This is a genomic window from Nocardioides terrigena (genome assembly GCF_003047265.1).
In the GTDB taxonomy this organism is placed as follows: domain Bacteria; phylum Actinomycetota; class Actinomycetes; order Propionibacteriales; family Nocardioidaceae; genus Nocardioides; species Nocardioides terrigena.
Window position 1 is genome coordinate 16,909 of sequence record NZ_PZYY01000004.1, and the last position, 12,656, is coordinate 29,564.

The window sequence follows — 12,656 nt, forward strand, 5'->3', positions numbered from 1 at the left end:
CCGCCCCGCGGCTGATCGATGGACCGGTCCCCGCAGAGACTGGCGGCGAACAACAGCTCGACCCGCGGATCCGGATGTCGCCCGCCGCCAGTCGGCGGCGGCGCCCGCGGCACGGATCGGCAAGATCTGGTCAACCTGCCCGGAGGCCCACCGCCGATCGGGTAGAACTTCGCCGACGCCTGGCCTCCACCCCTCGGTGGAACCAGGCATGCCCGAGAGACCTTTCTCCTCCCCCCAAAAAAGCCGAGGCGGCCACCCCTTCCCCCGAGGGGTGGCCGTCTCGTGCCATCAGGGCCAGACTCAGTGACATGGACGCCGTCGAGGCTGCCTTCGACGCCTGCCCGCGGGCGGGTTTCCTGCCGGCGTCCGTACGACGACGCGCGGCGTTCGACGGCCCGCTGCGGATCGCCGCGCACCAGACCAACTCCCAACCCCGCACCGTCGACGCCATGCTGCGCCTGCTCGAGGTGCGACCGGGCCAACGCGTGCTCGACGTCGGGTCCGGATCGGGGTGGACCACGGCCCTGCTCGCCCACCTGGTCGGCCCGACCGGCGAGGTGATCGGGGTCGAGCTGGAGCCGGAGCTGGTCACCTTCGGGACCGCCAACCTGGCGTCCACCCACCAGCCGTGGGCGCGGATCGAGCAGTCGGCCCCGGGGGTGCTCGGGGACCCGGACCACGCGCCGTACGACCGGATCCTGGTCTCGGCCGAGCCCCGCTCGCTGCCCAAGCAGCTGGTGGAGCAGCTCGGCCCCGCCGGTCGGATGGTGATCCCGGTGGCCGGCTGGATGACGCTCGTCGAGATGCCCGGACCGGTGGTGAGCGAGCACGGCGCCTACCGGTTCGTGCCGCTGCGCTGACTGCGTACGACGAGGGCGACACCGCCGCAAAGGGGGAGCGGCATGCGTGCCAAGATGGGCCGATGGGGTCCGCCGGCAGCGCGTCACGTCCGGGCACGCTGACCGACATCCCCGACCTTCCGCGGGACACCACGTGGACACGCCTCTGGCAGCCGTTCTGGGCGGTCCCGACGGCCATCGTCGTCTCGGCCTTCGTCCTGGGCCTCGTCCTGCCGGCGCTGGACTCTGCGCTCGCCGAGCTCGTGCCGTTCGTCTTCGAGGGAGGACCCGACGGCGCCCGCAGCCTGCTGAGCACCATCGCCAGCGCCATGATCTCGGTGACCGGTCTCGTCTTCTCGATCACGATGGTCGTGCTGCAGCTGGCCAGCAGCCAGTTCACCCCACGCATCCTGGGCACCTTCCTGCAGAGCCGGACGACCCAGGTCACCCTGGGCGTCTTCACCGCGTCGTTCGTCTACGCACTGACGGTGTTGCGTTCGGTGCGCGGCGACTTCGAGGGCGGAGGGGCGTTCGTACCGCAGCTGTCGGTCACGGTCGCGTTCGTCCTGGTGGCCGCCAGCGTGGCGATGTTCATCGCGTTCATCCACCACATCACCCGATCCATCCAGGTGACGCACGTCGTGGGAGACCTCGGCAACGAAACCGTCCTGCTGGTGCGGCGGCTCTTCCCCGAGCGGCCGACGTCCGACCACGGCTCCGCGTGGGAGGCACGGGCCGGCTGGGCGTTGCGCCGGGTCGACAGCGGCGACCGGGCCGGCCACGTCACGTCCCTCGACCACCACCGACTCGCCGCCGTGGCCGACGACCACGACGTGGTCATGGAGTCGCTCGTCTCCGTCGGCGACTTCGTGGTCGAGGGTCAGCCGCTCCTCACGATCCACCGCACGGCCGGGACGGCGATGGACGTCGACCTCGACGCCCTGGCCGGGGCGGCAGGCCCGCTGGTGCGCATCGACCGGTCCCGGACCCTCGAGCAGGACGCCGCCTTCGGTGTCCGCCAGCTCGTCGATGTCGCCGAGCGTGCCCTCTCGCCGGGGATCAACGACCCCACGACCGCCGTCCAGGTCCTCGACCAGCTGCACCGCGTCCTGAGGGAGCTGGTCACGCGCCACGACCTGCCCCGCGTGGTCGGTGACCGGACGGTCCTGCTGGTGCACCGTCCGCAGCGGGTGGCCGACCTGCTGCGACTGGCCGTGGAGGAGATCGCCCACTACGGCCAGGACTCGCTGCAGGTCCCGCGCCGCCTCGAGGCGCTGCTCGACGACCTCGACCAGGTCGCGCTTCCCACCCACCATGCCGCCCTCCGCGAGGTCCGGGCACTGGCCCTGGTCGAGTCGCACTGACCCCGCGAGCGGGCCCGCGCTGACCGCGCACGCCGCGGGCAGCTCGCGGCGCCAAGGCGCCCCATCAGGCCTGTCGTGTCTCGCTGCGGTCACGAACTGCCCGGACGGTGTCACGATTCGGCGCCAGAGCGCGCGGACCTATGGTCGTCGACCGCTGGCGCGCCCAGCATGCAGCCATGGGGGTCCGGTCGCTCGTCGCCGCAGCAGCCACGGCGCTGCTGCTCGCCGGCTGCTCGGGCGATGCCGTCCCGGTCGGCACGGCGGCACCCCCCGCATCGACCAGCACCGCCCCGACCGACACCGTGGACCCGGACGACGTACCGCCCTGCCCGCGCTGGGACGCGGACCCGAGCTACCCGGCCGGTGCGATGCCCGCGGGCGCGACCAGCATCCGGGTCTGCCCGGGCGAGGAGACGGTGCAGGCTCCCCGCTTCACGGCGGCGATCGCCGCACCGCGGGACGCACTGACCAGTGGCGTCGACGACCTCGTCACGCTGCTCAACGACCTGCCGGACTGGGAGGGGTTGCCCGAGAACACCTACTGCAGCTCGGAGGGGCGCCCTCGCATCCACTACGTGCTCGGCTACCCGGACGGCAGCACCCGGTCGGTGACCTACGGGTACGGCGGGTGCCACCTACTCGAGCTGGAGGCGCCGGCCCCCTTCCCCACCGCCGGGACGGTCGCGAAGCAGGACGCCGCGCCCTTCATGGAGGCCGTCGCCGACGGCCTCCTCGCCCAGCGCAGTGGCGGGCAGCAACCGCACGGGGGGCCGGCCGCTCCGCGGTGCGTGCCCAACACCCGGGACGTCACCACCGTGCCGACCGCGGACCTCGAGCTGGCCACGGCAGCCCTGTGCGTCCTGGACGGCGAGCGATGGCGACGCGCGGTGGTCCCGCCCGACCTGGTGGCACGGTTGTCGGACGAGTACGCCGTCACCTCGACCGACGCAGCCGGGTGCACCGTCCCGTTCGCCGGCAAGGTCGTCGGCCGGAGCACGTGGGGTGACCCCGTCGAGCTGCAGCTGGGGGCCGAGTGCACGATGGCGGGCTCTCCCCGGTCCCCCGAGCCGGTGTCCTGGACCCTCTCCTCCGACCTGGCCGACGACCTGTCGTCGCTGCCGCTCGGACCCCCGGTGGAGCAGCGATGAGACGCGCGGCACTGGGCCTGGCCGTGGCTCTGCTGCTCGCCGGGTGCGGCTCCGGCGGCGCCGAGTCCGTGCCGTCGGCCCGGCTGCCCGCAGGCCTGGAGGCCGGTTGCCCGGACCCCAGCACGGAGCTCCGGCTCCCCGGGGGTGACCTGCCGAGGGGTGCCACCCGCGTCCGGTTGTGCCCCGGTCCGTCGTTGGTCGACAACCACGGCTCCCCCGTCGCGCCGGACATCCAGGGCCCCGTGGACATGCTCACGGCCGACGTCGACGAGCTGGTGGCACTCGTCAACGAGCAGGCCGACCTCGACGGCGAGCTGCTGTGCAACTCCGACGCCGGCCCGGAGCTCGTCTACTGGTTCGGCTATCCCGGGGGTGACTGGCGCGCCGTCCAGCACGGCTCCTACGGCTGCGACGTGGTCCGCGTCGGAGCGCGTGCCCGCAGGCTCGGCGGGGTGGAGCTCTCGCTCGCCTTCACCGAGGCGCTCCTGGCCCAGCGCCCGTCCGCGGAGCCACCGGTCGGCGTGCCCGCGGCGCGCTGCCTCGCGCCGTACGAGACCCCGCGGTCGGCCCTCGCGAGTGCGGACCTCGACCTGGCCTCCGCCAGCTTGTGCGTGTCCCCTCGACCCGACACCGTCCGGAGCGCCCCCCTGCCCCCCGAGCTGCTGGAACGGGTCGACGCCGGGCTCTGGCCGGGCGTCAGCGAGCGCAGCCGGTGGCCCTGCACCACGGGTGGCAGTCAGTGGATCGAGGGTGTGACGCCGTGGGGCGACCGGGTCGCCTGGGGGATAGACGCCTGCGGCCTGCTCTACCCGCTGCACGGGGCGTCGGTGCTGCCCTACGAGCGCCAGTACCTCTCGCCCGATCTCGACGCCGCCTTCGCCGCGCTGCCGCTCGGACCGTCGGAGCAGCTGGGATGAGGCGGGTGACAGCGCTGCTGGTCGCCGGCCTCCTGGCCGGCTGCAGTCCCTCAGGGTCGGGATCCTCCGCTCCACCGGAGCGGGTCGTCGAGCCCGCGCCGGTGCCCGCCGGGCTGGACAGTGGTTGTCCGGATCCGACGACGGAGCTGCGCTTCCCCGAGGGGGACCTGCCGACGGGGGCGACGAAGGTCAGGCTGTGTCCCGGTCCGCCACAGCTCGATGGTCAGGGTGATCAGCTGGAGCCCGGCATCCAGGCGGTCCCCGAGCTCCTCACGACCGACGTCGGCGTGCTCGTCGCCGCGGTCGATGACGAGGAGGACCTCACCGAGGACGTCGAGTGCACCTTCGACGGCGGGCCGGACATGACCTACTGGTTCGGATACCCGGACGGCGACTGGCGGGCGGTCCGGCTCGGTGCCTACGGGTGCCACCAGCTCATGGTCGGCACCGGGAGGGTGCGCCTCGGCGGCACCGACCTGGCCACCACCTTCGTCGAGGCGCTCACGAGCCAGCGACGAGCGTCCACCCCGCCCGACGTACGCACCCCAGCCACGTGCGGAGCCTTCTTCGGCACGACCTCCCCGTCACCCCTGCCGGGACGCCCGGTCGAGCTCGCGACCGCAGTGCTGTGCCGCCCTGCGGGCGCCTACCGCTACCGACAGGCGGACGTCACCGCGACGCTGCTCGCCCGCATCAACGACGAGCTCCTCGCCGGTCCGACCCAGCGACCCCGCAGGTGCGTCGGCGCACAGTGGACGACGGTCGAGGGCTACTCCGTCTGGGGAGACCGCCACACCTACGTCATCGACGGGTGCGGCGGCGTACAGGCACCCGTCGGGGAGGGACTCCACCTCGCCGGACAGGAGCCCGCGTCCGACCCGACGTACCTCGACCCGGGCCTCGCCGCGGCGATCGACCGCCAGCGCTACGGACCCGTCATCGACTCCCGCGACGAGTAGGTTCTTCCCCGTGGAGCTCAGCCCCCGCGAGGACCTCAACCGCCGTATGCTGCGGGCGCGTGACGAGATGGACCGCCGCTACGCCGAGCCCCTCGACATCCCCACGCTCGCGGCGGTCGCGCACCTGTCGGCGTCCCAGTTCGGCCGGGTCTTCAAGGAGACGTACGGCGAGACGCCGCACCGCTACCTCCAGCGGCGCCGCGTCGAACGGGCGATGACCCTGCTGCGCCAGACCGACCGGCCGGTGACCGACGTCGCGTGGGACGTCGGCTTCGCCAGCCTGGGCACCCTCAGCCGGACCTTCTCCACGGTGGTCGGCTGCTCGCCCTCGGAGTTCCGCGCGCGGCACGAGCCGGTGCACGTGCCGTCGTGCTTCATCGCCGCGTGGACCCGCCCGCGCGAGGGCGCCGCAGGGACAGCGGTTTCGGAGAAGCGGAACACCCCCGGCGCTGGCTAGCGTCCTCGTCATGACCACCAACCACATCACCTCCGTCCGCATCAAGGCCATCCCCGTCCTCGACCAGGACGAGGCCCTCGACTTCTACTCCACGCACCTCGGCTTCGAGGTCCGCGACGACATCGACCTCGGCTTCATGCGCTGGCTCACCGTGGCGCTCCCCGGCGGCGAGCAGCTGCTGCTCGAGCTCGTCGGCGGCCCGCAGCACGACGAGTCGACCGCCGCGCAGGTCCGCGAGCTCGTCACCAAGGGCGCGCTGGGCGGCCTGTTCCTCGTCAGCGACGACGTCCACGCGACGTTCGCCGCGCTCCGCGACGCCGGCGTCGAGATCAGCGAGGAGCCGGTCGACCAGCCCTACGGCACCGACTTCGGCATCCGCGACCCGTTCGGCAACCACGTGCGGATCAGCCAGCCCAACGAGGCGCCCAACGAGGTCATCCAGGAGCGGTACGACGCCGCGAGGGCCTGATGATCAGTCCGCGGTGGGCTCGGGCCCCTCGGCATCGCGGCGCTGCTGCTCACGGCGCTGCGCGTCGTACCGGCGGCGCTGCTCCTCCGCCCGCTCACGGACCTTCCGCAGGAAGTCCTCGTCCTTGGCCGGGTCGGTGGCGGCGGCGCGGCCCGGTCGGTCGTACTCGGGGAACGCCGGTGAGGCACCCGCACGACGGCCGGCCGCCCTCGGACGCCCGGCCGCGATCCAGGCGATCGACCCGGCGAGCGGGAAGAACAGGACCAGCAGGATCCACGCGATCTTCGGCAGGTGTCGGATCCGGGACTCGTCGGTACCGATCGCCTCGACGAGGGACCACACCATCAGGACGAGTCCCACCACGGACATCAGCGCATAGAGCTTCAGCACGCGGCACAGCATGCAGTCACGGACAGTCCCGTGTCCGCAGAATCACCCCGGTCGCGCCACCTGCTCGGCGAGGCGCGCGGGCGCCTGCACGCAGTAGGAGTCGGTGAGCAGCTCGGCGAGCTCCTCCCAGTCGGTGTCGTCGTCGAGGACCAGGCCGATCGCGTTGTCGCCCCACCCGGAGCGGAAGTAGGGATCGCCGAGGTGCTCGAAGGCCGCCACCTCGTCGGGCTCCCCGCGGAACGTGATCCGGAAGACCTGGTCCTCCCCGCCGAACACGTGGGCGACGGTCGCGCTGCCCACGCGCCACCGGGTGCCGGTCCACGCGGACTCCTGTCGGCAGCGCGGCAACCGCCCCAGGATCGCGTCGATGCGCAGCACCCACTCCTCGGGGACGAGCGGTCGGTCGACGAGGGCCACGGGGACAGGCTAGGACGCGGCACCGACAGGGGTCGGCGGCAACGGCACCCGGGCGAAGGTGCTGCGGCCGAACCAGGTCGGCAGCCCGGCCACCAGCGCCCGGGGACCGGCGACCACCAGGTCACCGGCGCGGACCGCGCCCAGCAGGTCCACGCGTCCCATCCAGTAGTCGACCATCGTCTCCACGTGACCGGCGACCTCGACGTCGATGTCGTGGCCCGGGTCGGTGAGGCACAGGTCGACGGCCGGTGGGTCCAGCACCAGCCAGAAGTGGCTCTTCTTGTCCGCCGAGCCGCGCAGGTGGAAGTGCACGACCACCCGCTCCTGCGGCAGGGCCTCCACGACGACGTTGCGGTGCACGTCCCACATCAGCAGCGAGGCGTCGAAGCGCTTCGTCTCCACGTCGCCGCGCGCCCAGCGCTGACCCCAGACGCCCATCGACTCGATGACCGTCCGCAGCTCCTCCCCGGCGGGCGTGAGGTGGTAGGACGCGCCGTGCTTCTCCACGACGCCCACCCGCTCGAGGGTCTTGAGCCGCTTGGACAGCAGGGCCGGCGACATCAGCGGCACGCCGCGTCGCAGGTCGTTGAAGCGCGTGCTGCCGCAGAGCAGCTCGCGCACCACGAGCGGGGTCCACCGCTCGGTCAGCACCTCGGAGGCCATGGCCACCGGGCAGAACTGCCCGTACGTCGTCATGCACCGACGCTAGGACCGGTATGGGTTCTGTACCAGTACTGGATCAGTACTGGAGGGTCGGCGGCGCCGGGACGGACGGTGGACACACCAGACCACGACCGAGGGGAACCCCGCCATGACCACCATCACCGCACCCGACACCAGTGCCTTCGAGGCGCTCGACGCCTCCCTGACGGGCGACGTCGTCGTCCCGGAGTCGCTCGAGTACGACGCCGCGCGACGCGTCTGGAACGGCGAGGTCGACCGTCGCCCGGCCGCCATCGCCCGGTGCCGGGGGGTGGCCGACGTGATGGCCGCCGTCCGCCACGCCCGCGACCACGACCTGTCGGCGTCCGTCCGCGGTGGAGGTCACGCCGTCGCGGGGCATGCCGTGCTCGACGACGGGCTGGTCATCGACCTGTCCGGGATGACCGGCGCGCGGGTCGACCCGGTGGCGCGCACCGTCCAGCTCGAGGGCGGCGCCCTCAACGCCCACCTCGACCGGGAGACCCAGGCCTTCGGGCTGGCTGCCACCGGAGGCTTCGTGAGCCACACGGGTGCCGTCGGGCTCACCCTCGGCGGCGGGATCGGCCACCTGATGCGCCGGCTCGGCCTGGCCGTCGACGCGGTGCGCGGGGCCGACGTGGTCACCGCCGACGGGGCCTTCGTCCGGGCCAGCGCGGAGGAGAACCCCGACCTGTTCTGGGCCCTGCGCGGCGGTGGCGGCAACTTCGGCGTGGTCACCAGCCTGACGATGGACCTGCAGCCGCTCGGCCCGCAGGTGCTCGCCGGGTTGGTGGCCTGGCCGGCCGCCCAGGCGGATGCCGTGCTCGCCTTCATGCGCGACTTCGTGGCTGACGCCCCCGACGAGCTGGGCCTGATGGCCAACCTGCGGCTGGCGCCGCCGCTGCCGCTCTTCCCGCCGGAGGTGCAGGGCACGCCGATCATCGCGCTGGTCGTGACGTGGTCGGGTGACATCGAGGCCGGTGAGCGCTTCCTCCGGCCGCTGCGTTCCTTCGGCACCCCGGTCGCGGACGCGATCACCACCAAGGCCTACACCGCCCACCAGAAGATGCTGGACGCCGCGGTGCCGCACGGGCGGCACTACTACTGGAAGTCGCACCGGCTCGGCCCGCTCACCGGGGAGGTCATCGACGTCATCTGCACCCACCTGGGGAGCATCACCTCACCGATGAGCTCGGTGCCGATCTTCTGCTTCGGCGGGGCGATGGCGAGGGTGCCCGAGGACGCCACCGCCTTCCCGCACCGCGACGCCGCGCACGACATCAACATCGTGGCCTCGTGGCTGCCCGAGCAGGCGGGCGAGGCGGACCGGCACCGGGCGTGGGTCCGCGGCTTCTTCGACGCCCTCGCTCCCCACTCGCGCGGCGTCTACGTCAACTTCACCTCCGACGACGCGCAGTCCCGGGTGCGCGAGGCGTACAGCCCGACGCAGTGGGACCGCTTGCGCGCGACCAAGACGGTCTGGGACCCGACCAACTTCTTCGACCGCAACGCCAACATCCCGCCCGCCTGACGTGCCCCGTCTCAGGCGGCGGGGCGGACACGCAGCCTCACGGTCCGCTTGGCCGGCTCAGCCACGCCCGTGCCGGCATACCGGAGGATCAGAGGGCGGCGTCCGACGGCGACTCCCTTGCTCGACACCCGAACCACCACCACGCCCGACGCGACGGTCGCGGAGCCGCGGCGCTTGCCCGCCAGGAAGGCGGTCACGCGGCCGCCGTCGGCCCACGGGCCGATCCTGAAGGTCAACAGGATCGAGCGACCCAGCCGCACACCCCGCGTCCGCTTCTTGACGTTGGCACGCGACTCCGAGTACGACGGCAGAGCCTTCCGAACGACGCCAGCCGCGGACGTCGCGGCGCCGGGGGCGAGCCCCGGACCGCTGCCCGTGACCGTCACGGTAATCGGGTGGCCGATGTCGGCGCGGCTTGGCGTGTATGCGGCTGCTGTGGCGCCCGAGATCGGGACCCCGCTCCGGTGCCACGCGTAGGCGTGCGAGGTGACTCCGGGCCAGGTGCCCGCCGCCACGACGAGCCGGGTGCCGAACCGCGCGTCGCCAGTGACGGACGGGCCCACGGTCGGCGCCGCCGTCAGGACCGGCGGCGCCGAGCTCGGGGCCGCGGGCGAGACCGTAGCACTGGCGGCCGAGACCGGCCCGTCGCCGTAGGTCGTCAGGGCGGTGACGGTGAAGGTGTAGGACTGGCCATTGGTCAGGCCCGTGACCACGCACGACAGGGAGCCGGTCGTTGTGCACCCGCTCAGGCCGTCGGAGGCGGACACACGGAAGCCGGTGACGTCGACCCCTTCGACCGGGGCCGGAGGCTGCCACGAGACCGTCGCCGACTGGTTGCCGGGCGCGCCCGCCACGTCGGTCGCGGGCCGCAGCGTCGGCTGGCGCCAGCGCAACGTGAAGGGTCCGCCGCGCTCACTGCCCTCGTGCACGTGCCCGACAGCGATCCGATACTCCGTGCCGGCGACCGCCTGGAACTGGACCCGGCTCCGCAGGTTCACCCCGGACACGACGTCGTTGTTGCTCACCACCGGTGCCAGGGCGGAGACGTTCGTCCCGGTGTAGACCGCGAGGACCGTGTCACCTCCCTGGTCCAAGGTGTCGAAGGAGACCTGGCCCGAGGTCGGGGCCGTCCAGCGGTGCCAGACCGACCCCGTGAACTGCCTGCCCGTGTGTCGGGGCTCGCCGCCCTCCTGCGTCGAGTACTCGTCGTTGCCGGCCACCGTCCCCGATGCACCGCCCAGCGGGACGGCGTCGGGGAAGTAGTCGTTCAGCGGCCAGGTGTCGACGCTGAACGAGAGCTCGCCCGCGGCGACCGTCGAGCCGTCGTAGTAGCCGCCCACCTGGAACCAGTAGGTCTGTCCGCCCTGCACCAGCCGGTCCCGCAGGTAGGAGTACCCGCTGTCCTGCTCGTACTCGTCGTTGCAGCCCAGCGCCGTCAGGGAGCCCAGGGCGGTGCCACTCCACAGGTTCAGCACCGTGTCGACGCGGCTTCCGAAGGTGTGCGCCGACAACATCATGTCCCGCGGCGGCGTGAACCGGTACCAGACCGTCCGGCCCATCGGGCACCCGTTCTGGGTCGTCTCCCCGGCCTGGACGGTGGCCAGCGTGATGTCGGTCCGATGGCCCCACGAGCCCGGCTTCACGGTGAGGGCGCCCGCGAGCTGGTCGTTGCGTGGCGCACTGTTGGCCGGTCCCGTGAACAAGGCCGTCATCGACGGCCCGGAGTCGCTGATGCCCGTGATCGCAGCGCCGCTGGCCGTGCCGTCGTTCCAGGCGGTGTTGGGCACCGTCACCGGGCCGACCTCTCGGGTGGTGCTGGCCCCCGGAAAGAGGTCTCCGGCGTCGCCCTCGTTGCCCAGGCCGTCCAGCTGGTCGAGCCCGTCCGCCTCCACCACGTCCACGAGCCGCGACCCGGTGGTCCGGTTGTCGTTGTTGCCCTCGTCGACGTGCAGGACGAGGAGCCCATCACCCGGCAGCGCCTCGTCGTACGAGCCCGGGGTGCGCTGGCGGTTCTCGACAAGGAAGTATTCGCCGCCGCCGGGATCGAACCCGGACCAGTCGAAGCCGAACGGGTTCTGCCCCAGCTGGACGGCCGCGGTGGAGCTGGTTCCGCTCGACGCCGCGGCGATCGTGCGGGTCGAGGAACCCACGACTCGCGTTGGCGTGATCCACCCGAGCGTGGCGCGGGACCAGGCGTCGGGGAGCACGGGCGTCTGACCGAACCACGTGTCGGAAGCGATCTTGGTCCACTCACCGGCGGCCATCAGGCTCCAGTCGCCGACCGCTTCCGAGTCGTAGTCGTAGTCGTAGAGGTCAGGCAGCTCCAGGTCGTGGCCCAGCTCGTGCACGATGATGCCGACCGTCGCCTGGTGCGTCTGGTGCGTCGGATCGGCGGGCCGTGCGTGCATCTCTCCGAGCTGGGTGTACCCCCAACCCCCGACCCACCTGCCGTCCAGCCGCGGGATGTCCTCGCCCACCAGGTAGCTGTGATGCGCCCACACGTTGCGCTGAGGGTCCGTGCTCCCGTAGCTCGCGTCGTAGCCGGCCGCGACCACCGTGATGTGGAGCTCGTCGTTGCGCACGACCCCGTTGCCGTCGGTGTCGTACGACGCGTAGTCGACGAATGGGTCGGCGGCGATGATCGCGCGCCGGGTCAGTTGGTCGTTCCCGGACCTGTCTCCGACCCATCCGGGGTTGGCCATGTCCATGCTCACCCAGCCGACGACGCCGTCGCCGGGGGTGCCGCTGGTCTCGGCGGCAGGAGTCAGGGTGAACGCGCCGTACGACGCCTTCTCGAAGTAGTCCCGGACGCTCTTGCCCTGCCCGAAGAAGCGGTCGTGCCACTGCGCCGGCGTCGTGCCCAGGGAGGGACGGTCGGTGAACTCGGCCAGGATCACCAGTGACGGCGGGGCACCCGTGGCCGCGGCCGGCATGCTGTCCGAGGCAGACGCCGCGCCACGGCTGCGGGCGGCGGTGCCCGTGGAGCCGTCCGGCTCCCGAAGGCTCACGAAGGTGGGGGCCATCAGCCGCGTGTCGTCGAGGCTCGGCCCGGTGCGCCCTGACTTCCGCTGCACCAGCGCCTGCTCGGTCGCCACCTCGTCGCGCAGGTGCCGTGCGCCGGTCGGGTCGTCCCGACCTGCCACCTGCGGGCTCGGGGCGAGCGAGCCGTCGGCGCGCTGCCGGGCGTAGACCCAGAACCCGTCGGCACGCTGCAGGAGCGTGTGGCCCGAGGCACTTTCGAGGCCGCTGTACCACTCGTCGCCCCACTGCCGGACGATGATCGGGTCGCCGTCGGGCTGCTCGACCGGGAAGGCGCCCGGGGCGGCCCGGCCGGCGTCGGCCGAGGCGGCCCCCAGCAGGACGAGGGCCACCGCCGCCGCGACCGCGGCGAGCACTGCCAGCGCGATTCGTCGGGTGGGAGCCAGCCACCGGGGGTCAGGATCCAGGGTCTCGGACATGTGCGCTCACTTCGTCCAGCACCGCA

At 72.6% G+C, this 12,656-nt stretch carries 12 protein-coding genes; 8 read left to right on the plus strand and 4 right to left on the minus strand.

The window, feature by feature from the left end; genetic code table 11:
- The first annotated feature begins 74 nt into the window (after positions 1-74).
- The 7 genes from DAE25_RS09340 to DAE25_RS09370 all read left to right on the plus strand — a co-directional run bounded on the left by DAE25_RS09340 (position 75) and on the right by DAE25_RS09370 (position 6,153).
- Positions 75-860: a protein-L-isoaspartate O-methyltransferase family protein gene (locus DAE25_RS09340; protein ID WP_267895251.1), complete on the plus strand. Its 786-nt coding sequence runs from the start codon at positions 75-77 to the stop codon at positions 858-860.
- A gap of 62 nt (positions 861-922) precedes the next feature.
- Positions 923-2,203, plus strand: a complete 1,281-nt coding sequence (locus tag DAE25_RS09345; RefSeq protein WP_107765954.1) for a DUF2254 domain-containing protein — start codon at positions 923-925, stop codon at positions 2,201-2,203.
- Positions 2,204-2,379: 176 nt separating this feature from the next.
- On the plus strand, positions 2,380-3,351 hold the full coding sequence (locus DAE25_RS09350) for a hypothetical protein (protein WP_159083655.1): 972 nt from the start codon (positions 2,380-2,382) through the stop codon (positions 3,349-3,351).
- The gene (locus tag DAE25_RS09355) at positions 3,348-4,268 is read left to right on the plus strand and encodes a hypothetical protein (RefSeq protein ID WP_107765956.1); all 921 of its coding nucleotides are present in this window, start codon (positions 3,348-3,350) and stop codon (positions 4,266-4,268) included. Before DAE25_RS09350 ends, DAE25_RS09355 begins: the two co-directional genes overlap by 4 nt.
- On the plus strand, positions 4,265-5,227 hold the full coding sequence (locus tag DAE25_RS09360) for a hypothetical protein (RefSeq protein WP_159083656.1): 963 nt from the start codon (positions 4,265-4,267) through the stop codon (positions 5,225-5,227). The genes DAE25_RS09355 and DAE25_RS09360 overlap by 4 nt, the downstream gene beginning before the upstream one ends.
- A 10-nt stretch (positions 5,228-5,237) precedes the next feature.
- Entirely contained in the window at positions 5,238-5,684 is a 447-nt protein-coding gene (locus DAE25_RS09365) for a helix-turn-helix domain-containing protein (protein ID WP_234410954.1), read from the plus strand.
- Positions 5,685-5,694: 10 nt separating this feature from the next.
- Positions 5,695-6,153, plus strand: coding sequence for a VOC family protein (locus tag DAE25_RS09370; RefSeq protein ID WP_107765958.1), 459 nt, complete (start codon positions 5,695-5,697; stop codon positions 6,151-6,153).
- Positions 6,154-6,156: 3 nt separating this feature from the next.
- On the opposite strand, the gene DAE25_RS09375 is transcribed toward DAE25_RS09370, so the two are convergent.
- The 3 genes from DAE25_RS09375 to DAE25_RS09385 are packed head-to-tail and all read right to left on the minus strand — an operon-like array spanning position 6,157 to position 7,656.
- Entirely contained in the window at positions 6,157-6,543 is a 387-nt protein-coding gene (locus tag DAE25_RS09375; protein ID WP_234410955.1) for a PLD nuclease N-terminal domain-containing protein, read from the minus strand.
- Positions 6,544-6,585: 42 nt separating this feature from the next.
- Positions 6,586-6,960 carry an MmcQ/YjbR family DNA-binding protein gene (locus DAE25_RS09380; RefSeq protein ID WP_107765959.1) on the minus strand — a complete coding sequence of 125 codons (375 nt, stop codon included), beginning with the start codon at positions 6,958-6,960 and terminating at the stop codon, positions 6,586-6,588.
- 9 nt (positions 6,961-6,969) lie between these two features.
- The gene (locus DAE25_RS09385) at positions 6,970-7,656 is read right to left on the minus strand and encodes a winged helix-turn-helix transcriptional regulator (protein WP_107765960.1); all 687 of its coding nucleotides are present in this window, start codon (positions 7,654-7,656) and stop codon (positions 6,970-6,972) included.
- Positions 7,657-7,771: 115 nt separating this feature from the next.
- Here DAE25_RS09385 and DAE25_RS09390 point away from each other — a divergent pair, with 115 nt between their 5' ends.
- A complete protein-coding gene (locus DAE25_RS09390) occupies positions 7,772-9,172 on the plus strand; it encodes an FAD-binding oxidoreductase (protein WP_107765961.1) in 1,401 nt (466 codons plus the stop codon).
- A gap of 11 nt (positions 9,173-9,183) precedes the next feature.
- Here DAE25_RS09390 and DAE25_RS09395 read toward each other — a convergent pair whose 3' ends face one another.
- Positions 9,184-12,630, minus strand: a complete 3,447-nt coding sequence (locus tag DAE25_RS09395) for a M6 family metalloprotease domain-containing protein (protein WP_107765962.1) — start codon at positions 12,628-12,630, stop codon at positions 9,184-9,186.
- Between the last annotated feature and the right edge of the window lie 26 nt (positions 12,631-12,656).